The sequence below is a fragment of the Pseudomonas sp. lyk4-TYG-107 genome (assembly GCF_030209055.1).
Lineage (GTDB): Bacteria > Pseudomonadota > Gammaproteobacteria > Pseudomonadales > Pseudomonadaceae > Aquipseudomonas > Aquipseudomonas putida_A.
On record NZ_JARVST010000014.1, the window covers coordinates 118,206 to 138,205 of the forward strand.

At 57.8% G+C, this 20,000-nt stretch carries 19 protein-coding genes; 7 read left to right on the forward strand and 12 right to left on the reverse strand.

Translation table 11 applies throughout. The annotated features are described in order from the left end of the window. Positions 1–109: 109 nt before the first annotated feature. The 5 genes from QRN61_RS13615 to QRN61_RS13635 form a co-directional block, all read right to left on the reverse strand. The gene (locus tag QRN61_RS13615) at positions 110–868 is read right to left on the reverse strand and encodes an alpha/beta hydrolase family protein (protein WP_027614239.1); all 759 of its coding nucleotides are present in this window, start codon (positions 866–868) and stop codon (positions 110–112) included. Beyond that, positions 858–1,967 (reverse strand): DUF3182 family protein, encoded by a 1,110-nt coding sequence (locus QRN61_RS13620; protein ID WP_027614240.1) that lies wholly within the window; start codon positions 1,965–1,967, stop codon positions 858–860. The genes QRN61_RS13615 and QRN61_RS13620 overlap by 11 nt, the downstream gene beginning before the upstream one ends. Positions 1,968–2,148: 181 nt before the next feature. Then, positions 2,149–2,883 carry an iron-containing redox enzyme family protein gene (locus QRN61_RS13625; protein WP_285374009.1) on the reverse strand — a complete coding sequence of 245 codons (735 nt, stop codon included), beginning with the start codon at positions 2,881–2,883 and terminating at the stop codon, positions 2,149–2,151. 90 nt (positions 2,884–2,973) lie between these two features. Next, positions 2,974–4,167 (reverse strand): MFS transporter, encoded by a 1,194-nt coding sequence (locus QRN61_RS13630; protein ID WP_285374010.1) that lies wholly within the window; start codon positions 4,165–4,167, stop codon positions 2,974–2,976. Further along, on the reverse strand, positions 4,168–5,298 hold the full coding sequence (locus QRN61_RS13635) for a ThiF family adenylyltransferase (RefSeq protein ID WP_285374011.1): 1,131 nt from the start codon (positions 5,296–5,298) through the stop codon (positions 4,168–4,170). A gap of 574 nt (positions 5,299–5,872) precedes the next feature. Here QRN61_RS13635 and QRN61_RS13640 point away from each other — a divergent pair. The 6 genes from QRN61_RS13640 to QRN61_RS13665 all read left to right on the forward strand — a co-directional run bounded on the left by QRN61_RS13640 (position 5,873) and on the right by QRN61_RS13665 (position 10,400). Next, positions 5,873–6,541 carry a YjfI family protein gene (locus QRN61_RS13640; protein ID WP_098965854.1) on the forward strand — a complete coding sequence of 223 codons (669 nt, stop codon included), beginning with the start codon at positions 5,873–5,875 and terminating at the stop codon, positions 6,539–6,541. A gap of 17 nt (positions 6,542–6,558) precedes the next feature. Further along, positions 6,559–7,257, forward strand: a complete 699-nt coding sequence (locus QRN61_RS13645) for a PspA/IM30 family protein (RefSeq protein WP_115988786.1) — start codon at positions 6,559–6,561, stop codon at positions 7,255–7,257. 196 nt (positions 7,258–7,453) lie between these two features. Continuing rightward, complete coding sequence (locus QRN61_RS13650; RefSeq protein WP_285374012.1) at positions 7,454–8,104, forward strand: DUF2491 family protein; 651 nt, start codon at positions 7,454–7,456, stop codon at positions 8,102–8,104. A 15-nt stretch (positions 8,105–8,119) separates the two neighbouring features. Continuing rightward, positions 8,120–8,545 (forward strand): DUF350 domain-containing protein, encoded by a 426-nt coding sequence (locus tag QRN61_RS13655; RefSeq protein WP_027614247.1) that lies wholly within the window; start codon positions 8,120–8,122, stop codon positions 8,543–8,545. 17 nt (positions 8,546–8,562) lie between these two features. Then, complete coding sequence (locus tag QRN61_RS13660; RefSeq protein ID WP_285374013.1) at positions 8,563–9,240, forward strand: DUF1190 domain-containing protein; 678 nt, start codon at positions 8,563–8,565, stop codon at positions 9,238–9,240. 2 nt (positions 9,241–9,242) lie between these two features. Next, entirely contained in the window at positions 9,243–10,400 is a 1,158-nt protein-coding gene (locus QRN61_RS13665; RefSeq protein ID WP_027614249.1) for a glutathionylspermidine synthase family protein, read from the forward strand. Between the two features lie 200 nt (positions 10,401–10,600). Here QRN61_RS13665 and QRN61_RS13670 read toward each other — a convergent pair whose 3' ends face one another. Both QRN61_RS13670 and QRN61_RS13675 read right to left on the reverse strand, forming a co-directional pair. Next, positions 10,601–11,119: a single-stranded DNA-binding protein gene (locus QRN61_RS13670; protein WP_007966163.1), complete on the reverse strand. Its 519-nt coding sequence runs from the start codon at positions 11,117–11,119 to the stop codon at positions 10,601–10,603. Positions 11,120–11,128: 9 nt separating this feature from the next. Further along, positions 11,129–12,526 (reverse strand): MFS transporter, encoded by a 1,398-nt coding sequence (locus tag QRN61_RS13675; protein WP_097089410.1) that lies wholly within the window; start codon positions 12,524–12,526, stop codon positions 11,129–11,131. A 190-nt stretch (positions 12,527–12,716) separates the two neighbouring features. Here QRN61_RS13675 and uvrA point away from each other — a divergent pair, with 190 nt between their 5' ends. After that, positions 12,717–15,551: an excinuclease ABC subunit UvrA gene (uvrA, locus tag QRN61_RS13680; RefSeq protein WP_027614251.1), complete on the forward strand. Its 2,835-nt coding sequence runs from the start codon at positions 12,717–12,719 to the stop codon at positions 15,549–15,551. Between the two features lie 64 nt (positions 15,552–15,615). Here uvrA and bfr read toward each other — a convergent pair whose 3' ends face one another. From bfr to rpsD, 5 genes are all read right to left on the reverse strand, one after another. Continuing rightward, on the reverse strand, positions 15,616–16,080 hold the full coding sequence (gene bfr, locus QRN61_RS13685; protein WP_003228714.1) for a bacterioferritin: 465 nt from the start codon (positions 16,078–16,080) through the stop codon (positions 15,616–15,618). A gap of 150 nt (positions 16,081–16,230) precedes the next feature. Beyond that, positions 16,231–17,685, reverse strand: coding sequence for a catalase (locus QRN61_RS13690; RefSeq protein WP_097089412.1), 1,455 nt, complete (start codon positions 17,683–17,685; stop codon positions 16,231–16,233). 239 nt (positions 17,686–17,924) lie between these two features. After that, a complete protein-coding gene (rplQ, locus tag QRN61_RS13695; RefSeq protein WP_003176402.1) occupies positions 17,925–18,311 on the reverse strand; it encodes a 50S ribosomal protein L17 in 387 nt (128 codons plus the stop codon). A gap of 42 nt (positions 18,312–18,353) precedes the next feature. Beyond that, entirely contained in the window at positions 18,354–19,355 is a 1,002-nt protein-coding gene (locus tag QRN61_RS13700) for a DNA-directed RNA polymerase subunit alpha (protein ID WP_003186012.1), read from the reverse strand. A gap of 22 nt (positions 19,356–19,377) precedes the next feature. Beyond that, positions 19,378–19,998, reverse strand: coding sequence for a 30S ribosomal protein S4 (gene rpsD / locus QRN61_RS13705; RefSeq protein WP_003176404.1), 621 nt, complete (start codon positions 19,996–19,998; stop codon positions 19,378–19,380). Positions 19,999–20,000: the final 2 nt, after the last annotated feature.

The following is a 20,000-nucleotide window of genomic DNA, read 5'->3' on the forward strand; positions in this document are numbered from 1 at the left end:
TGGCTATGGCTGATGGCCCCTTCGCGAGCAAGCCCGCTCCCACAGGTAGAACGCATTTCAAATGTGGGAGCGGGCTTGCTCGCGAAGGGGTTCGAAGAGCCACAACAAATCATGTGGACTGGATGATGCTCAACCGCTCACCCACCACCATCTCGGTAATCCAGTCCACCAGAATCGAGGTATAGGCCTGCTGCGAAACCGGCTCGCTCAAGGCATGGTCGGCGCCGTCGATGATCCGGTGCGTCAGCGAATGCGTCTGCTGACAGGCGGCGCGGTAACTCATGATCGTTGCGTGGGGCACGTAATCGTCAGTTTCCGATTCCACCAGCAACACATCCCCGGTGAACTGCGAACAGGCGTGCAGCGCACGGTTGCTGTCTGCACGGACCAACGTCGCCCGATAGTCGCGCAGGTCGGCCTTGTCCAGTTCACGCTTGGGCGTGTGCCATTGCTCGTCGCGATACAGCGCCGGTACCCGCAGCGCCAGCCAGCGCACCGGACGCAACGAGGTGAGGATCGAAGCCAGGTAACCGCCATAACTGGTGCCAACCACCGCAATCGCCGAGGTGTCGAGCGCCGGATGCGCCAGCAGGCGGTCGTAGGCTGCGAGCAGGTCACGCAGATTGTCTTCGCGCGTCACCCGCGTCAGCGGAATGCCGGTGCCACCGGTGTGGCCGCGCAGGTCGAAGGTCAGGCATACACAACCGAGACCGGCGATGCCCTTGGCGCGTTCAAGATCACGCTCTTGGCTACCGCCCCAACCGTGCACAAACAACACGCCGGGGACCTTCGATTTTGGACTGAGAAACGTCCCGCTCATCTGTTCATCATCAATGTCGATCTGAATGCTTTCGCTTCTAGCCGTCATAAGATTTGACCGTTACGTATTTGAGAAGGAAGTCGCTGTTCTCCGCTGGCCCGCGATAGATTTCGATGGCGTCCGCCGGCAGGCTTTGATCGCTATAGGTTTCTACGGTCGACACGCGGATCGCGGGCATCTGCGGATCATTGACGAAGCTTTGCAACGCGGCCAATTCAGCGCTGCTGGCACCGCCCATGCGCCAGGATTGTTCGAGCACCCCGCTGCGGGGTTTGCCATTGCTGTCCAGGCCTTGGGCAATGTCGTAGTTGCGCCGCGAGGCGTAGAAATCTGGATAAGCCTCATCCGCCGCCCGGTCGAAAATCTGCGCCTGCTTGATGGCCAGTCGCACGTCATCCGGCAAGTCCAGCGCCAGCAGATCTTCGTAGCCGCCCTGCACTACCAACAGATTCGAACCACCATAGACGTCTTCGCCATGGGCATCCTTGGTCAAGTATTGATCACCGCAGTAGCTAAGCACTTTGTCGCCGATGAATGACTGGCCAACGCTGTGGGTGAAGACCTTGCTCAAGTCCTGTTCGAGCACCACGCCATCGCGAAACAACGCTTCCGCTTCTGCACGGGCCAGTACTTCATCGAACGCGTCGAGGCTGTTGATAACTTCCTGGCCACGACCGGCACAGGCGTGAATCGGCTTCAGGCGGATCGGTCCGCTGTACAGCAGATGCTCGGCAGCGGGTCGCGCATCTTCCACGGCAAACACCGTCAAGCCGTCGAGCACCACATCGCGAACGCGCTCGGAGAATTGCGGCGCCCAGCCTTGTGGCGCGTGAGCCAGATGACTGCGCAAGCCGTGGCTGATGGCTTTGGTGCAAATGAAATCGTGTTCGACGTACCCGCCCCACAAATCGCCGGGACCCCTGATCCCCAGATTACGCGCGCTGGCCGGGCCAACAATGGTCTGGGTCGGCAGCCAATACAAATCGCGACCGCGATGCTTCTGCGGGTCAAAACTGCCGCCGAAGCTGAGTCCCAGAATCTGCGCCAGCCAGCGGGCCAGAGCCTTGTTGGTCTGCACTTCATGTTGCGGCGCCCCGGCACGAACCGAATGGGCGACGACCACTTTCCTGCTCGACATCGGGGTCATGCGTCCCCCTTCAAGCCACTTGATGAATGTAATGAGAGAAGTGCAGAGATCAAGCCAATCGCCTGGGGCCAGGAATACCCTATGAATCAATCGCTTGGACCTAGGGTGGTGGCATCAGGCCTGTTTCAATCTGCACGACTGCCAGCGAATCCGCGGCAATTTGCACGAAACGGGTCGCCAGCTACTGCTGACTGACTTCCTTCCAGATGGCATCGAACATGACACAACGTTTGAGCATAGCCTGACGCCCGGTTTGAATCGCAAGCCGCTTGGCCTCAGGAGTCTGGTGAGTCAGTCGCTGCAGAATTCCCAACATGGTAATCGCATGATCCTCATCCTCTTCGATATGCAGGCGAAAGAACTCCAGGCCTTCCTCACTGACATTCAGTCCCTCCAGTGCCAGCAGAATCGGTTTGTAAATCAGCGGCACAATGGCTTCGGCTCCCAGGCAGAGTGCTGCGAGGCCCTCGACAGGATTTTCACTGCGGCAAAGCTGCATGATGCATTGGGTGAAATCCACGGTCTGAGGTAAAGGCGATTCAGCCAAGGGATGGGTGCCCAAGATCCGCAGCGACCTTTGAAACAGCTCGGAATGCGTGAGCTTGTTGTCACCATCTATGCCCATTTCCTCTTGCATGTTTTCCAATAGCAATTTTATGTCGCCAAGGGACTCGAGGCGATTGAGGATCGCGCACAGAAAGCGGGTAAAGTTTCGCGAGTAGTAATGATGCTGGATCAGAAAGTAACGCATCCCCTTCAGGGAAACATGACCGTTTTGCATTGCGAGCAACAGTTCATGATTAACCAATCCATCTAACGCATCAGCGTCCAGCCATTCGTCCCATAATGTGCCTCCGGTTATGAATTTAATGACCTTCACCCTATCGCCGCCATTCAACTCTTTGTTTTCATCCAACTTTAAATTCCTTTTAATTCTTTATCAGCCATCCAACTGATCGAAACTTTCCAGTTATTCCGAAACCCCGAAAAACTTACAAAACCGTATTCATTGTGCGTCGCTGTAAATGACCGGGCGCTCAAACCTGGCCAGAAAGTAAGCACATAGAGAGGCGAAAATGATGCACAGACCGCCTGACGCAAGAATCACAGCGCTGCTTGAGAAATGCAGTAACAGCCATCCACTCAGCAGGCTCGCCGGCGGAATCGCGAGGTAAGCAATGAGCCGTGTAACTCCTACCGTTCGCCCAAGAATGGTTTGCGGAACCACTTGCTGGCGATAGGTGAAAAAAGCGATGACCACCACGGATTGGCAACCGGTAGAAAGCGCCCATAGTGCCGAAAGTGACCACGGATCGTTGGCCATCGCCCCCATCAGCGTGAACACCCCGGCCAGCAAACAGCTTCGACGGATAAGAATGCCGGCCGGATATCTCTTCACCAGAAACGCCCCCATAGCTGATCCGGCGACGGCACCTGCACCAATGAGCCCGTAGTAATAGCCCACATCACCCAATGGCACGGCCAGTAGCGTGGTGTAGACATAGACAAGGCTGGCACCGATCAAGGCAAAACCGAAATTGCAGAAAAAGAACAGCATGACAAACGAACACAGTTCTCGCTGCTGGATGACATACAGCAGTCCGGCTTTGATTTCCGTGAATACCCGCGTGGTGGCAGGCGCAGGCTTACCCTGCTCTTTCAGCAAGAAGCAAAGCGGCAGGGATAGCGCAAATCCGACAATGCTGCCAATCAGCAACTGCTCCTTGGTACTGAAGGCCAGCAAGGCTGCAACGCTGATTGGTGCAACGATGCGAATGATGTTGTCACTGGCATTGACGATCGCATTGAACCGGTGGAGTTTGGGCCCTTCGATCAGTGCGGGCGCAATACTCTGGAAGACCGGGTGGTGAGTGGCACCGACGCTTGCCAACAGAAAGCTCAGCAGTAACAGAGTGATACTCAGGCTGCTCCCGGACAGCGTACTCACGGCAGCATATATGAGGCAGCCGGTGACGATGTTGATCAGATCACCACCGATCAGAAAACGCCGTTTGCTGTAGCGATCACTCCATACACCGGCGAAGGGCGTAACCAGTATGTAGGGCGCCATCGCGGCGAAAAAAGCCAGCGACGTCCAGACTGGGGAGCCGGTCTGCTCATAAACATAAAGCGGGATCAGAAACGCGATGGCCCATGAACAGATGGACGTGATGGCATAGGAAGCCAGGAGTTTGAACATCTAGACAGTCTCCGCCTGCCGCATCCGTTGCGCGTTCGCGAGATGTCCACACACCGTGCAGTCCGGATTCTGTTGCCAGACTTCGGCGACGCTGACGTCCAGGTCGTCGAATGTGAATTCCTTGAGCTTGTTGGTCAATTGTGGCGGTTGGCAGCCGGTGATGATCTTGACCGTTTCGCTGACCATCATCCCGGCGGTGACGGCCACCAAAGTCACAAGTGCCGGGCCAGGATGCTCATAAGTGATGTCGTGCTGCTTGGCCATGGTCGAAACGCTGTTCACCAGGCTGCTCTTGTTACGCGCCGACGTCAGCCAGCAAGCACCGCAGCCCGAGGAGCCAGGCACCACCGAATAAAACACCGAGCGGCGTACATCAAGCCCGCCTGAAATGAAGGGCACGCCCTGTTCAACGCAGGCCTCATTCAGCCAGTCGGCCATGTAGTTCGCGGGTTTATCAGCGACACAAATCACAATATCGTGGCCGCGTACGATGCCGGCGACGTCTTGCGCCGACTGCAGGCGGGTTTCGTGAGCAGTAATGTCGAGGTGACTGTTGAATTCAAGCAACCTGCGCCTGGCCGTTGCAACCTTCGGCATACCGACGTCGGTTTCCTTGTAAAGGATCTGCCGGTTCAAATTGCTCAACTCGATCGTGTCAAAATCGAGGATCGTCAGATGGTGGACACCCAGCGCTACCAGGTCGAACAGGATATGGGTGCCCAGACCGCCGCAGCCCAGGACACAGACCCTGGCCGTGCGCAGTTTTTCCTGGTGGGTGAACTTGTTCTCGCCCACAGCCGCCATCGACCCGAAAAAGTCGATGTTGCGGGAAAATCTGATGCGATCATGATCCGAAAGAGAAGTAGTCTCAAAGGCATCCGGACTCTCGACCAGCCGGTATTTGATCAGATCTTGCGCGACGCTTCGGATTTCGTCCTGATCCACCGCGGGGTAACGGTCTGCCACTTGGGTAATCAACTCCTCAAAGGCTGTACGGCCATCAAGTGCCTTGATGAACTCCCAGACAGCACCGTGTAGGTCGGGGATTTTTGCGTATTGACCGTTAAAACGCAGAACTACCTGACCATCAAGTTTGAACGGAATAATCGTCGGCTTAAGACAAAGCTTCATATTCGAGCCTCGATCGCTATTAAAACAAGTTAGTAAAAGAACCAGGACCGCGAAGGCCCCGGTTCTTACTGATCAGATCAGCCGATCTGAGAATCGCCAGCGGAAGATGCTTTTTCGAAAGTCATAATGATTTCCTCAAAAGTTGAAGGGCCGGTAGTCCAAGCTGTGTTCCACCGGAGTGAAGGTGTGCACACCCCAAAACTAGAATAAGTTCTTAGTGGTTGCGAACCGACCTTGTTTCTTAATATTACTCACAAAGAAAAAACTTCCTACGCTCTTACGAAGGGCCGCTATTACTTCTTACGGAAACATGCAAAAACAATGTAGGAATTATCTTCAATACTTAAACAATAAAAAAATCACAGCGAGAGAATTGAGAAACAAACTCGCCTTCCAGACAATAAACATCAGTGATTAATCAGAAAAACACTCCCCACCCGGGACAACGCTTGCGACCACCACCTCATCAGCGATGTCGACATGCCGAAAAAATCTCACGCGTGAGCCATTGATGGCATTTTGAATTGGTTGTAGTGTGGCTCACGCGTGAGATGTTCATAACGGAGTCATTGCCATGAAAAGTCGCTCCCCCACCGTTGCATCAGAGAGCCCACAGGGAGAGCGCTCGAAACCGTCCGCGAAAAAGCCGTCGAGCTTCTACATGAAGCAGATGCGTGCGGGCCTGGCTGCCGCCGGTTATGTGAAACACGAAACTTGGGTACTTCCGGAAAACCGAAGCTTGCTCAAGCAGATGGAGCAACAGCTACGCCAACCGATTCTGGCTGGCTCATTCATGTCGGAGAATTACATGAGCGCAGGCAACAACTGGAACATCGATAGCCTCTTCAACGCCCTCAAGGCACTGGACGAGGTGGCTTCGCAAGAGATCACGCTGTCTCTGATCCAGAGCTCCGAACCCAGCATCAAGCTGGAAATGAACGAATTCGGCGGTCTGCCGATTCACATCGCCGTGGCCGGTCAGCAGATCATCGTCGACACCGTGCTGGTGGACATCGATTCGATCACTGACGTGCGCGCCTTCAACGACGCCGTGCTGCGCAGCCGGGAAATGTTCCCGCTGTCATCGATCGGCATCGAGTCGATGCCCAATGGTCAGACCGTTTACAACATGTTTGGCGCCCTCAGCGCCGACTCGAGCCTGACAAACGTCGTCACCGAGGTGAAAACCCTGGTCGACAACGTGCAGCGCGCGAGCGAAGCCTTCGAACACTTCTTCAAGTAATCAACAGGGAATATCCAATGACTCAGTCCATCTGGAGCAAGTTGTTCACCGCGCTGCGCGGCGGCGCCAATGAAGTCGGCGAAGCGATCGTCGACCAACAGGCCCTGCGCATCCTCGACCAGGAAATCCGCGACGCCGACACCGCGCTGTCGAATGCCCGCCGTGAGCTGGTCACCATCATGGCCAAGCACAAGCTGGCCGCTGATCGCGTGAGCGAGTACGACGCCAAGATCAAGGATCTGGAAGCCAAGGCTGTCTCCGCGCTGAACGCCGGTCGCGAAGACCTGGCCATGGAAGTGGCCGAAGCGATTTCGACCCTGACCAACGACTTGGCCGCCGAGAAAGCCCAGAGCGACGAATTCGGCACCTACGCCGAAAACATGCGCAAGGACATCAGCAAGGCCGAGTCGCGGATCAAGAGCCTGCGCCAGCAAGTGGACATGGCCAAGGCCCGTGAAAGCGTGCAAAAGGCGCAGGTCAGCGCGTCCATCGCCAGCGGCGGTGCCAACGGCAAGCTGGAAACCGCCGTCGGCACGCTGAACCGTCTGCAGGCCAAGCAGCAGCAACGCGCTGCCGAGCTGAGTGCCGCCGATGAACTGGCTGACGCTTCGACCGGCAATGACCTGGAACGCAAACTGCGCGACGCCGGCATCACGCCAAACGAAGGCAGCGCCAATGCGATTCTCGAGCGTCTGAAGCAGAAGTCCGCTCAGTAAGCGTTTGCACAAAACCTGTGGGAGCGGGCTTGCTCGCGAAAGCGATTTGTCAGTCATTACTTTAGCTGCCTGACACACCGCCTTCGCGAGCAAGCCCGCTCCCACATGGTTTACGGCGTGTCGTTCGTCGCCCGGCCCGGTACACTGGCGGCGTTTTTTACGACGAACACCTCCACCCGCCTCAAGGAATGTACCCATGGGATGGTTCAAAGACTTGCTGGGCACCAGCAACTGGCAGACCGCTGCGCCAACGCCAAACGTTGCCAGTGGCCCACTCGGGATGGCACAAGGCAAAGGCGTGCGATTCGATTCGACTCTGGCCTTGCTGCTCGATGGCAGCACCTCGGTGCAGGTTCCAGCGGCAGAGGCAATCTGGAGCGCCGGCTGGATCGACCTCGGCCAATCCAACAAGCTGCACCGCTACTACCTCAACAACGAAGACTTCTGGCTGCAGATCCACGTCACCGGTGACGACCAGATCGAGTCGGTCACCCTGTTCAACTACCTCAGCTACGTGACCGTCAACAGTGACGCCGAGCTGCAGCGCCTGGCCGGCCCCGCAAGCCCGATCGGCCTGCCGATCTACACCCACGACGGCGTCCAGTACAGCCGCGAATGGGGCACCGAACAAGGCCAGACCGAACTCGTACCGATGACCGAACATGTGGTCAACCCGGACGAGAGCTACACCATCGAACACCACTCCATGCTTTACGCACGCGATACCGGCCTGACCGATCGCCGCGAATTGCTGCTGTTCTCCGTCGAACAGGACGAGGAAGGCACCGTCAGCCTGAGCACCTCGCTGGGCATTTCGCTGTACACGACTGATTTGAGCACCATTTAAATAAGGAAGTTTTCCATGCTGGAAGTGCTGGCCGTTTCCCTGAACAAGACCGCACTGGTCGGTTTCGTCGTCTACCTGATCGGCGCCGTGTTGCTGTTCATGCTGTTCCAGTTCGTCTACACCCGTATCACGCCACACAAAGAGTTCGAGCTGATTCGCTCCGGCAACATCGCTGCCGCCATCGCTCTGGCGGGCGCGATCATTGGCTTCGCGATTCCGGCCAGCAATGTCATCGCGTTTTCGGTCAACGTCCTCGATTTTGTGCTGTGGGCGGTGATTGCTGCCGTGGTGCAATTGCTGGCATTCCTCGCCACGGGGCTGGTGCTCAAGGGCACGTCGCAGCGTATCGCCAACGGTGAAATCGCCTCGGGAATCTACGTGGCCGCGGTGGCTATCAGCGTCGGCATGCTCAACGCCGCGTGCATGACCCCGTCCAACTGATCGGCAGGAAGCCTTCGATGAAACGCAGCAAGTACGTTCAACTGTCCCTCGCCGCTTCGGTGGCGCTGGCGATTTCCGGCGAGGTTACCGCGCAGGAGCAGCAACGCTTCCAATCTGTCGAGGAGTGCGTCGGCGCCGAAGTGGCCGCCGATGTCTGCTCCAACGCCTACGTCGCGGCATTGACCGAACACCGACGCATTGCCCCGGCCTACGATGACAAGGCCAAGTGCGACGCCGACTTCGCCGCCGACTGGTGCCAGAAAAACTCCGATGGCCGCTTCGTGCCGAAGCTCGGCGGTTTCAAGGTGCCGCAGAACGGCGAGGCGCCACAGGACCTGAATGCGCTTGCCAATGCGCAGATGCCTGCCGGTGAAGCCTCCGCCGCGCAGAACGCACAAAGTACATCTCACTCGTCCGGCGGCGGCAACGGTTGGCTGACGGGCTGGCTGATCGGCAATGCGATGAGCAATAACGCCAACCGCACGGTCTATCGCGACCGCGATACGCGCCAGACCTACAACACTTCGACGCAGTACCGCAAAATCGAATCGGCGCCGGTTACTCGCTCCGACACCCGCTACGAAAGCTCCCGAAGCAAACCGGTCAACGTCGCTTCGTCGACGTCCCGCGGCGGCTTCGGCAGCCAGTCTTCCGCGCGCAGCGGTTGGGGCGGCTGGGGCAGTTCGAGCAGCTGATCATGAAAAAAATCCACTGCGCCGAGCGCCCCGACTGGAAACAGACGGCCGAAAGCCTCGGCTTTCTGTTCCACACCATCGACGACGAGCCGTACTGGGACGAAAGCGCCTACTACCAGTTCACGCTCGCGCAGATCGAAAATGATCTGGAGGACCCGACCACCGAACTGCACGAGATGTGCATGGACCTGGTCGACCGCGTGGTGCACAGCGAAGAGCTGCTGGATCGCCTGAGCATCCCGGCGCCGTACTACGACATGATCCGCACGTCCTGGCTGGAAGGTCATCCGCATCTGTACGGGCGTATGGACTTTTCCTACAGCGGCAACGGCCCGGCCAAGCTGCTGGAACTCAACTACGACACGCCGACCAGTCTCTATGAGGCGGCGGCATTTCAGTGGGGCTGGCTGGAGCAGTGCATCGAGCGCGGGATGCTGCCGCGCCATGCCGACCAGTTCAACAGCATCGATACCAAGCTGCACCAGGCGTTTGCCGAGTTGCAGCTCAAGCGGCCGTTCTACTTTGCGTCGATGAAAGACTCGGTCGAAGACAAGGGCACCACCGACTACTTGCGCCTGATCGCGGAAAAGGTCGGCATCGAATCCCGGCACATCGACATCGAAGACATCGGCCTGACCGCCGAGGGTCGCTTCGTCGACCTTGAGGATCGCTGGATCCCGCACCTGTTCAAGCTGCATGCCTGGGAATTTATTTTCCACGAGCCATTCGGTGCAGCAATCGCCGAAAGCGATACGCAGTTCTTCGAACCGGCGTGGAAGTCGATCCTGTCGAACAAAGGCGCGCTGCCTTTGCTGTGGGAGCTGCACAAGGGGCATCCGAACCTGCTGGCGGCGCACCTTGATCCGAATCCGGCCAGTGCGGTGCCCAAGGGCTGGGTACGCAAACCGTACTTCTCCCGCGAAGGCGCGAATATCGAGCTGCAAACGGCAGAAGGTCTGATCGTCAAAGAAGACGGGCCCTACACCGATGCGCCATTCATCCTGCAGGAATTTGCGCCATTGCCGAAGTTCGACGACAGCTACACGCTGATCGGCTCGTGGGTGATTGGTGATCAGGCGGCGGGGATCGGCGTGCGCGAAGACAACAGTCTGATCACCAAGGATTCGAGCCGGTTTCTGCCGCACCTGATCCTCGACTGAAACATACATCCGCACCTGTGGTAGCGGGCTTGCTCGCGAAAGCGGACTGCCATTCAACAAATGCTTTGACTGATCCGACGCCTTCGCGAGCAAGCCCGCTCCCACAGGAGATCAGTGGTAATCGCGGACCTTGCGCCACAAAAAAGGCCCGTCGTTTTGAACGACGGGCCTTTTTTATTCAGCGTGGATGCAGCAGCGAATCAGAACGGGATATCGTCATCGAAGCTGTCGAAATCCGGAGCCGGTTGCGGTGCAGCCTGCTGTGGAGCCGGGGCTGGACGCTGTTGCGGAGCCGACTGCTGCGGACGCGGAGCCTGTTGGCGTGGCGCCTGCTGCTGGTAGTTGTTGCCACCGCCTTGTTGGTCGCCCTGTTGTGGACGGCCGCCGAGCAGTTGCATGGTGCCTTGCATGTCGACCACGATTTCTGTGGTGTAACGCTTGATACCGTCTTTTTCCCACTCGCGGGTCTGCAGCTTGCCTTCGATGTACACCTGCGAACCTTTACGCAGGTACTCGCCGGCGATTTCCGCAACCTTGCCGAACATCGAAACGCGGTGCCATTCGGTCTTCTCGACCTTTTGACCGGTTTGCTTGTCGGTCCACTGTTCGCTGGTTGCCAGACTCAGGTTGGTCACGGCGTTACCGTTAGGCAGGTAGCGAACTTCGGGATCCTGGCCGCAAGTGCCGACCAATATGACTTTGTTAACCCCACGGGCCATAACGTTCTCCTAGGCTTCGCAAGCAGCCCCGGCCGGGTTGTTCACCAGGCGTTCGAGGGTGTCGCGATCCACTAATTCTTTGTCCAGTTTGATGTAAACAGCTGCTTCATCAGCAACTATCACTGCATCTGTTACCCCTACGAGGGCCTTGAGGCGCTCGACCAGACCCGCTTCGCGGATCGCCTCGGGCGACAACGGCAAGCGCAGGCTCGTCACGTAGGGAGGTTCGCGCATGGTAACAGCAAAGGCCAGCCAGATGGCAGCCAGACCCGCACATCCAAGGAACACAACCGACAGACCGCCATGCTGAAACAGCCAGCCGCCAAGTATCCCGCCGAGCGCCGAACCGAGGAACTGGCTGGTGGAATACACGCCCATGGCCGTGCCCTTCCCGCCTGCCGGTGAAACCTTGCTGATCAGCGACGGCAACGAAGCTTCCAGCAGATTGAACGCGGTGAAGAACACCACCGTACCGATCACCAGAGCCCGCAAACTGTCACCGAACTGCCAGAAGAATAGCTCAGTGAACATCAGCGTCAGGACGGCGCCGAGCAAAATTCGTTTCATTTTGCGTTTCTTCTCGCCATAGATGATGAACGGGATCATGGCGAAGAAAGAGATCAGTAGCGCAGTCAGATAAACCCACCAGTGCTGCTCCTTGGGCAGCCCGGCCTTTTCCACCAGCGCCAGCGGCAGGGCGACGAAGCTCGACATCAGCATCGCGTGCAACACAAAAATGCCCAAGTCCAGGCGCAGCAGATCGGGATGTTTGAGCGTCGGCATCAAGGCCTGACGCGCCACTCCGGATTCACGATGGCTCAGCGGCCCGGTGGATTTCGGCACCATGAACATCACGATGACGATGCCGAACAGGGCCATGCCGCCAGTGGCGAGGAACAGTCCGGACAGGCCGAACGCGCGGGTCAGCAACGGCCCGACCACCATGGCCACGGCGAACGACAGACCGATGGTCATACCGATCATGGCCATGGCTTTGGTACGGTGTTGTTCACGGGTCAGGTCGGAAAGCAGTGCCATGACCGCAGCGGAAATCGCCCCGGCGCCCTGCAGGATGCGTCCGGCAATCACGCCCCAGATCGAATCGGCCTGAGCCGCCAGCACACTGCCAAGGGCGAAGACCACCAGCCCGAGGAAAATCACCGGCCGCCGGCCGATACGGTCGGAAATGATCCCGAACGGAATCTGGAAAATCGCCTGGGTCAGGCCGTAAGCGCCAATCGCCAGCCCGATCAGGGCCGGGGTCGCTCCCGCCAGGTCCATGCCGTAGGTCGCCAGTACCGGCAACACCATGAACATGCCAAGCATACGGAAGGCGAACACCAGGGCCAGACCGCTCGCTGCGCGGGTCTCGCCGCTACTCATGCGTTCGCTGTGGGGATCGTGCATGGAAAAACCTCGTGTGAACCGGCGGCGATTCTACCAGTCCCATCGAAAGACGGGGTATATCGCGACGCTATGACGCGTATAGATGAAACTCTCTTCATGCAAGGTAAAAACCCTTCGTTTGATAGTGTGCATCCATCCAGTATTTGCCCGTATACTCCTACGTTTTCGACGCCCGCCGAGCGAGGCCACTTTGGACAAGATCCTGATACGTGGGGCCCGTACCCACAACCTGAAGAACATCGACCTGACCCTGCCACGGGACAAACTGATCGTCATCACCGGCCTGTCCGGATCCGGCAAGTCGTCCCTGGCCTTCGACACGCTGTACGCCGAAGGTCAGCGCCGCTATGTCGAATCCCTGTCGGCCTACGCCCGACAGTTCCTGTCGATGATGGAAAAACCCGACGTCGACACCATTGAAGGTTTGTCGCCGGCGATCTCCATCGAACAGAAGTCGACCTCGCACAACCCGCGTTCCACGGTCGGCACCATCACCGAAATCTACGACTACCTGCGTCTGCTGTATGCACGCGTCGGTACGCCGCGCTGCCCGGATCACGATATTCCGCTGGAAGCTCAGACCGTCAGCCAGATGGTCGACCTGGTGCTGGCGCAACCGGAGGGCAGCAAACTGATGCTGCTGGCGCCGGTGATCCGCGAGCGCAAAGGCGAGCACTTGTCAGTGTTCGAAGAGCTGCGCGCCCAAGGCTTCGTCCGTGCGCGGGTCAACGGTCGCATCTGCGAACTCGATGAACTGCCGAAACTGGATAAACAGAAGAAGCACTCGATCGATGTGATCGTCGACCGTTTCAAGGTCCGCGCCGACCTGCAGCAGCGTCTAGCCGAATCGTTCGAAACCGCACTGAAGCTGGCGGACGGCATTGCCTTGGTCGCGCCGATGGACGATGAGCCAGGTGAAGAGATGATCTTCTCCGCGCGCTTTGCCTGCCCGATCTGCGGCCATGCCATCAGCGAGCTTGAGCCGAAGCTGTTCTCCTTCAACAACCCGGCCGGCGCCTGCCCGACCTGCGATGGCCTGGGCGTGAAGCAGTTCTTCGACATCAAGCGCCTGGTCAATGGTGAACTGACTCTTGCCGAGGGCGCGATTCGCGGATGGGACAGGCGTAACGTCTATTATTTCCAGATGCTCGGCTCACTGGCCTCGCACTACAAGTTCAGTCTTGAGAAGCCGTTCAACGAGCTGACCGCCGAACAGCAGAAACAGATCCTGCACGGCAGCGGCTCGCAGAATGTCGACTTCAAGTACCTCAATGACCGCGGCGACATCGTCAAACGTTCGCACCCGTTCGAAGGTATCGTGCCGAACCTTGAGCGTCGCTACCGCGAAACCGAATCGGCCAGCGTGCGCGAAGAGCTGGCCAAGTTTCTCAGCACCCAGGCTTGCCCGGATTGCCGCGGCACTCGTCTGCGCCGTGAAGCGCGGCACGTGTGGGTTGGCGAGAAAACCCTGCCGGCAGTGACCAACCTGCCGATTGGCGATGCCTGCGAATACTTCGGCGAGTTGAAGATGACCGGCCGTCGCGGCGAAATCGCCGACAAGATCCTCAAGGAAATCCGCGAGCGTCTGCAGTTCCTGGTCAATGTCGGCCTCGACTATCTGTCGCTGGATCGCAGCGCCGACACCCTGTCCGGTGGCGAGGCGCAACGCATTCGTCTGGCGAGCCAGATCGGCGCCGGTCTGGTCGGGGTGCTGTATATCCTCGACGAACCATCCATCGGCCTGCATCAGCGCGATAACGACCGGTTGCTCGGCACCCTCAAGCACCTGCGCGACATCGGCAACACGGTGATCGTGGTCGAGCACGACGAAGACGCGATTCGTCTGGCCGACTATGTGGTGGATATCGGGCCGGGCGCCGGGGTGCACGGCGGGCAGATCGTGGCTGAAGGCACGCCGGCCGAAGTCATGGCGCACCCGGATTCCCTGACCGGTAAATACCTGTCGGGGCGGGTGAAGATCGAAGTGCCGGCCAAACGCACGCCGCGTAACAAGAAGCTGACGCTGTCGCTCAAGGGCGCGCGCGGCAACAACCTGCGCAACGTCGATCTGGAAATCCCGATCGGTCTGCTGACCTGCGTGACCGGCGTTTCCGGCTCGGGCAAATCGACGCTGATCAACAACACGCTGTTCCCGTTGAGCGCTACTGCACTCAATGGTGCGACCACGCTGGAAGCGGCCGCGCACGACAGCATCAAAGGCCTGGAACATCTCGACAAAGTCGTCGATATCGACCAAAGCCCGATCGGCCGTACGCCGCGTTCCAACCCGGCGACCTACACCGGGCTGTTCACACCGATCCGCGAACTGTTTGCCGGCGTGCCTGAGTCGCGCTCCCGTGGTTACGGCCCGGGGCGCTTCTCGTTCAACGTCAAGGGCGGGCGCTGTGAGGCGTGTCAGGGCGACGGTCTGATCAAAGTGGAAATGCACTTCCTGCCGGACATTTACGTGCCGTGCGATGTGTGCAAGAGCAAGCGCTACAACCGCGAAACCCTTGAGATCAAATACAAGGGCAAGAGCATCCACGAAACCCTCGAGATGACCATCGAGGAGGCGCGGGAGTTCTTCGACGCGGTACCGGCGCTTGCACGCAAGCTACAGACGTTGATGGATGTGGGCCTGTCGTACATCAAGCTCGGGCAGTCGGCAACCACGCTGTCCGGTGGTGAAGCGCAGCGGGTCAAGCTGTCACGCGAGCTGTCCAAGCGCGACACCGGCAAGACCCTGTATATCCTCGATGAGCCGACCACCGGCCTGCACTTTGCGGATATCCAGCAACTGCTCGACGTGCTGCATCGCCTGCGCGACCACGGCAATACCGTGGTGGTGATCGAGCACAATCTGGACGTGATCAAGACTGCCGACTGGCTGGTGGATCTGGGGCCGGAGGGCGGCTCCAAGGGTGGTCAGATCATCGCCACCGGTACGCCGGAGGAAGTGGCCGAGATGAAGCAGTCTCACACCGGTCATTACCTCAAGCCATTGCTGATTCGCGATCGGGCTTGATCTCCGGGCATGAAAAAGCCCCTGTCACTTCAACCGTGACAGGGGCTTTTTTGTGTCTGTGCAATCAGGTGTGAGATTGCAGGTAATTCTCGAGACCGATGAGCTTGATCAGGCCCAACTGCTTTTCCAGCCAGTAGGTGTGATCTTCTTCAGTGTCGTTGAGCTGAACACGCAGGATTTCGCGACTGACATAATCCTTGTGCTGCTCGCACAACTCAATGCCTTTGCACAGAGCGGCGCGGACTTTGTACTCGAGACGCAGATCGGCTTCGAGCATCTCCGGGACGGTGGTGCCGACGTCGAGATCGTCCGGGCGCATGCGCGGTGTGCCTTCGAGCATCAGGATCCGGCGCATCAGTGCGTCGGCGTGACCGGCCTCTTCTTCCATCTCGTGGTTGATTCGTTCGTAGAGCTTGGTGAAACCCCAGTCCTCATACATCCGCGAGTGAACAAAATATTGGTCACGCGCGGCCAGTTCGCCGGTCAGCAACGTGTTGAGGTAATCGATTACGTCTGGGTGGCCTTGCATCGCCCTACATCTCCCTGCTTGAAAGTCTGTAGTTTGAACCAAGCTGACCGGAAGGTCACCCCGTTTCGCGCAATAAAAGCGAAGATATTCTGAGAAAACCAGCCTAAATAACGCAAAAACCGCCCCAATGAGGGCGGTTCTGCTTCTCGTTTAGACTTCGTTAAGCTGTACGTCGAGCAGCTTTGCGATTGCTTCTCCATACGCCGGATCGGCCTTATAGAAATGCTGCAACTGACGATCAACCACATCAGGTGAAACACCGCTCATGGCGCCGGCGATATTGCTGACCAGCAAGGCTTTCTGCTCGTCGCTCATCAGACGGAACAGCGCACCGGCGTGGCTGTAGTAATCGGTGTCTTCGCGATGATCGTAACGGTCAGCAGCACCACTCAATGCCAGTGCAGGCTCGGCGTAGTGCGGAGCTTGCTTCGGTGATTCAATGTAGCTGTTCGGTTCGTAGTTAGGTGCTGCACCACCATTGCTGCCGAAGGCCATCGAGCCGTCGCGCTGGTACGTATTCACCGGGCTGCGCGGCGCATTCACCGGTAATTGTTGGTGGTTTGTGCCCACGCGATAGCGATGTGCATCGGCGTAGGCGAACACGCGGCCTTGCAGCATGCGATCCGGCGACAGACCGACACCTGGCACCATGTTGCTCGGACCGAATGCGGCTTGCTCGACCTCGGCAAAGTAGTTCAGCGGGTTGCGGTTCAGCTCCAGTTCGCCGACTTCGATCAGCGGAAACTCCTTTTGCGACCAGGTCTTGGTCACATCGAACGGATTTTCGTAATGCGCTGCGGCTTGCGCCTCGGTCATGATCTGAATGCACACACGCCATTTCGGGAAATCGCCACGCTCGATGGCTTCGAACAGATCACGCTGAGCATAATCCGGATCGGTACCCGCCAGGCGCGCAGCATCGGCTGGTGCCAGGTTCTTGATGCCCTGCTTGGTTTTGTAGTGCCACTTCACCCAGTGACGCTCACCTTTGGCATTGATCAGGCTGTAGGTGTGGCTGCCGAAGCCGTGCATATGGCGATAGCCGTCGGGAATGCCACGATCCGAGAACAGAATGGTCACTTGATGCAGTGCTTCCGGCGAATGCGACCAGAAGTCCCACATCATCTGGGCGCTTTTCAGGTTGCTCTGCGGCAGACGTTTCTGCGTGTGGATAAAGTCGGGAAACTTCAGTGGATCACGAATGAAGAATACAGGGGTGTTGTTGCCAACGATGTCCCAGTTGCCCTCTTCGGTGTAGAACTTGAGGGCGAACCCACGTGGATCACGTTCAGTATCAGCCGAGCCACGTTCGCCGCCTACAGTGGAGAAGCGCAAGAACGTTGGCGTTTGCTTGCCCACGGCCTCAAACAGTTTGGCGCTGGTGTATTCGGTGATATCACGGGTCACGATGAACGTACCGTAAGCACCCGAGCCCTTGGCGTGCACGCGGCGCTCAGGAATGTTTTCACGGTTGAAATGGGCAAGCTTCTCGATCAGATGAAAATCGTCGAGCAGCAGCGGGCCACGGGGGCCGGCGGAGCGAGAATTCTGGTTATCGGCGACAGGTGCGCCACTGGCGGTCGTAAGCGTTTTGATCTGGCTCATACGGTCTTCTTCCTCTGTCAGTCTTGAAACTGCCGGCTAATCGGCTTGCTGGGAAGTATTGATCATCGATGAGACACCTACAAATTCATTAACTTGCAGTCATCGATAGATAATTACTAATTATGTTTCCCTGCACATAGTGGCAACACAACAATGTCAGAAGCTTGTACGAACAGCGCATTTCTTGCGGGCACAAAAAACCGGGCACTAGGCCCGGTTTTTCGTTTCAGACTGACGTCTTACTCGGCGGATACAGCTTCGCCAGCAGTAGCACGATCAACCAACTCGACGTACGCCATAGGCGCGTTGTCGCCAGCGCGGAAGCCGCACTTGAGGATGCGCAGGTAGCCACCCTCACGGGTAGCGTAACGCTTGCCCAGGTCGTTGAAGAGCTTACCAACGATAGCTTTCGAACGAGTACGGTCGAAAGCCAGACGGCGGTTAGCCAGGCTGTCTGTCTTGGCCAGAGTGATCAGCGGCTCGGCAACGCGGCGCAGTTCTTTGGCTTTTGGCAGAGTAGTCTTGATCAGCTCGTGCTCGAACAACGACACCGCCATGTTCTGGAACATGGCCTTGCGGTGCGAGCTGGTGCGGCTCAGGTGACGCCCACTTTTACGATGACGCATGGTTCATTCCTTACCAAACACTACGTTCGGTGATTACGACGATCAGGCAGTCGCCTTGTCGTCCTTCTTAAGACTTGCAGGCGGCCAGTTGTCGAGGCGCATGCCGAGGGACAGACCGCGGGAGGCCAGAACGTCCTTGATTTCAGTCAAGGATTTCTTGCCCAGGTTCGGAGTCTTCAACAGCTCTACTTCGGTACGCTGAATCAGGTCGCCGATGTAGTAGATGTTTTCCGCCTTAAGGCAGTTAGCCGAACGTACAGTCAGTTCCAGATCGTCAACCGGGCGAAGCAGGATCGGATCGATCTCGTCTTCCTGCTCGACAACCACTGGCTCACTGTCACCTTTGAGGTCGACGAACGCAGCCAACTGCTGTTGCAGGATGGTTGCAGCGCGGCGGATAGCCTCTTCAGGATCCAGGGTACCGTTGGTTTCCAGATCAATAACCAGCTTGTCCAGGTTGGTACGCTGCTCGACACGGGCGTTTTCCACCACGTATGCGATACGGCGAACCGGGCTGAACGAAGAGTCGAGCTGCAAGCGACCAATGCTGCGGCTTTCGTCTTCATCGCTCTGACGCGAGTCGGCTGGTTCATAACCACGACCACGAGCTACGGTGAGCTTCATGTTCAGGGCGCCGTTAGACGCCAGGTTAGCGATTACGTGATCGGGGTTAACGATCTCGACATCATGATCCAGCTGAATATCGGCAGCGGTAACCACCCCCGAACCCTTCTTCGACAAGGTCAGCGTAACTTCGTCACGACCGTGCAGCTTGATGGCCAGACCTTTAAGGTTCAACAGGATTTCAATTACGTCTTCCTGTACACCTTCGATGGCGCTGTACTCGTGGAGCACACCGTCAATCTCGGCCTCGACTACTGCGCAGCCGGGCATTGAGGACAACAGGATGCGGCGCAGCGCGTTGCCCAGGGTGTGGCCAAAACCACGCTCGAGAGGCTCGAGAGTGATCTTGGCGCGGGTTGGACTGACAACCTGCACATCAATGTGGCGGGGTGTCAGGAACTCATTTACCGAAATCTGCATGGATGCACCTATTTTCTAGCCCTTACTTGGAGTAGAGCTCGACAATCAGGCTTTCGTTGATGTCGGCGGACAGATCACTGCGAGCAGGAACGTTCTTGAAAACGCCCGACTTCTTCTCAGTGTCTACTTCTACCCATTCTACGCGGCCACGTTGGGCACACAGATCGAGAGCTTGGACAATGCGAAGTTGGTTTTTTGCTTTCTCGCGAACTGCGACCACGTCACCAGCACGAACCTGATACGACGGAACGTTTACGGTCTGACCGTTAACGCTGATCGACTTGTGCGATACCAGCTGACGGGATTCGGCACGAGTCGAACCAAAGCCCATACGGTATACAACGTTGTCCAGACGGCATTCGAGCAGTTGCAGCAGGTTTTCACCGGTTGCACCTTTCTTGCCAGCAGCTTCTTTGTAGTAGCCGCTGAACTGACGCTCGAGAACGCCGTAGATACGACGGACCTTCTGCTTTTCACGCAGTTGGGTGCCGTAGTCGGACTGGCGACCGCGGCGTTGGCCGTGGATACCAGGTGCTGCTTCAATGTTGCACTTCGATTCGATCGCGCGCACGCCGCTCTTCAGGAAGAGATCGGTGCCTTCGCGACGAGCGAGTTTGCATTTTGGACCAATGTAACGAGCCATTC

Bases quoted from the DNA above. Each gene is read 5' to 3' on its own strand.
- QRN61_RS13615 (WP_027614239.1), bottom strand. From the start codon at position 868: ATGACGGCTAGAAGCGAAAGCATTCAGATCGACATTGATGATGAACAG.
- QRN61_RS13620 (WP_027614240.1), bottom strand. From the start codon at position 1,967: ATGACCCCGATGTCGAGCAGGAAAGTGGTCGTCGCCCATTCGGTTCGT.
- QRN61_RS13630 (WP_285374010.1), bottom strand. From the start codon at position 4,167: ATGTTCAAACTCCTGGCTTCCTATGCCATCACGTCCATCTGTTCATGG.
- QRN61_RS13635 (WP_285374011.1), bottom strand. From the start codon at position 5,298: ATGAAGCTTTGTCTTAAGCCGACGATTATTCCGTTCAAACTTGATGGT.
- QRN61_RS13640 (WP_098965854.1), top strand. From the start codon at position 5,873: ATGAAAAGTCGCTCCCCCACCGTTGCATCAGAGAGCCCACAGGGAGAG.
- QRN61_RS13645 (WP_115988786.1), top strand. From the start codon at position 6,559: ATGACTCAGTCCATCTGGAGCAAGTTGTTCACCGCGCTGCGCGGCGGC.
- QRN61_RS13650 (WP_285374012.1), top strand. From the start codon at position 7,454: ATGGGATGGTTCAAAGACTTGCTGGGCACCAGCAACTGGCAGACCGCT.
- QRN61_RS13655 (WP_027614247.1), top strand. From the start codon at position 8,120: ATGCTGGAAGTGCTGGCCGTTTCCCTGAACAAGACCGCACTGGTCGGT.
- QRN61_RS13660 (WP_285374013.1), top strand. From the start codon at position 8,563: ATGAAACGCAGCAAGTACGTTCAACTGTCCCTCGCCGCTTCGGTGGCG.
- QRN61_RS13665 (WP_027614249.1), top strand. From the start codon at position 9,243: ATGAAAAAAATCCACTGCGCCGAGCGCCCCGACTGGAAACAGACGGCC.
- QRN61_RS13670 (WP_007966163.1), bottom strand. From the start codon at position 11,119: ATGGCCCGTGGGGTTAACAAAGTCATATTGGTCGGCACTTGCGGCCAG.
- QRN61_RS13675 (WP_097089410.1), bottom strand. From the start codon at position 12,526: ATGCACGATCCCCACAGCGAACGCATGAGTAGCGGCGAGACCCGCGCA.
- bfr (WP_003228714.1), bottom strand. From the start codon at position 16,080: ATGCAAGGCCACCCAGACGTAATCGATTACCTCAACACGTTGCTGACC.
- QRN61_RS13690 (WP_097089412.1), bottom strand. From the start codon at position 17,685: ATGAGCCAGATCAAAACGCTTACGACCGCCAGTGGCGCACCTGTCGCC.
- rplQ (WP_003176402.1), bottom strand. From the start codon at position 18,311: ATGCGTCATCGTAAAAGTGGGCGTCACCTGAGCCGCACCAGCTCGCAC.
- QRN61_RS13700 (WP_003186012.1), bottom strand. From the start codon at position 19,355: ATGCAGATTTCGGTAAATGAGTTCCTGACACCCCGCCACATTGATGTG.
- rpsD (WP_003176404.1), bottom strand. From the start codon at position 19,998: ATGGCTCGTTACATTGGTCCAAAATGCAAACTCGCTCGTCGCGAAGGC.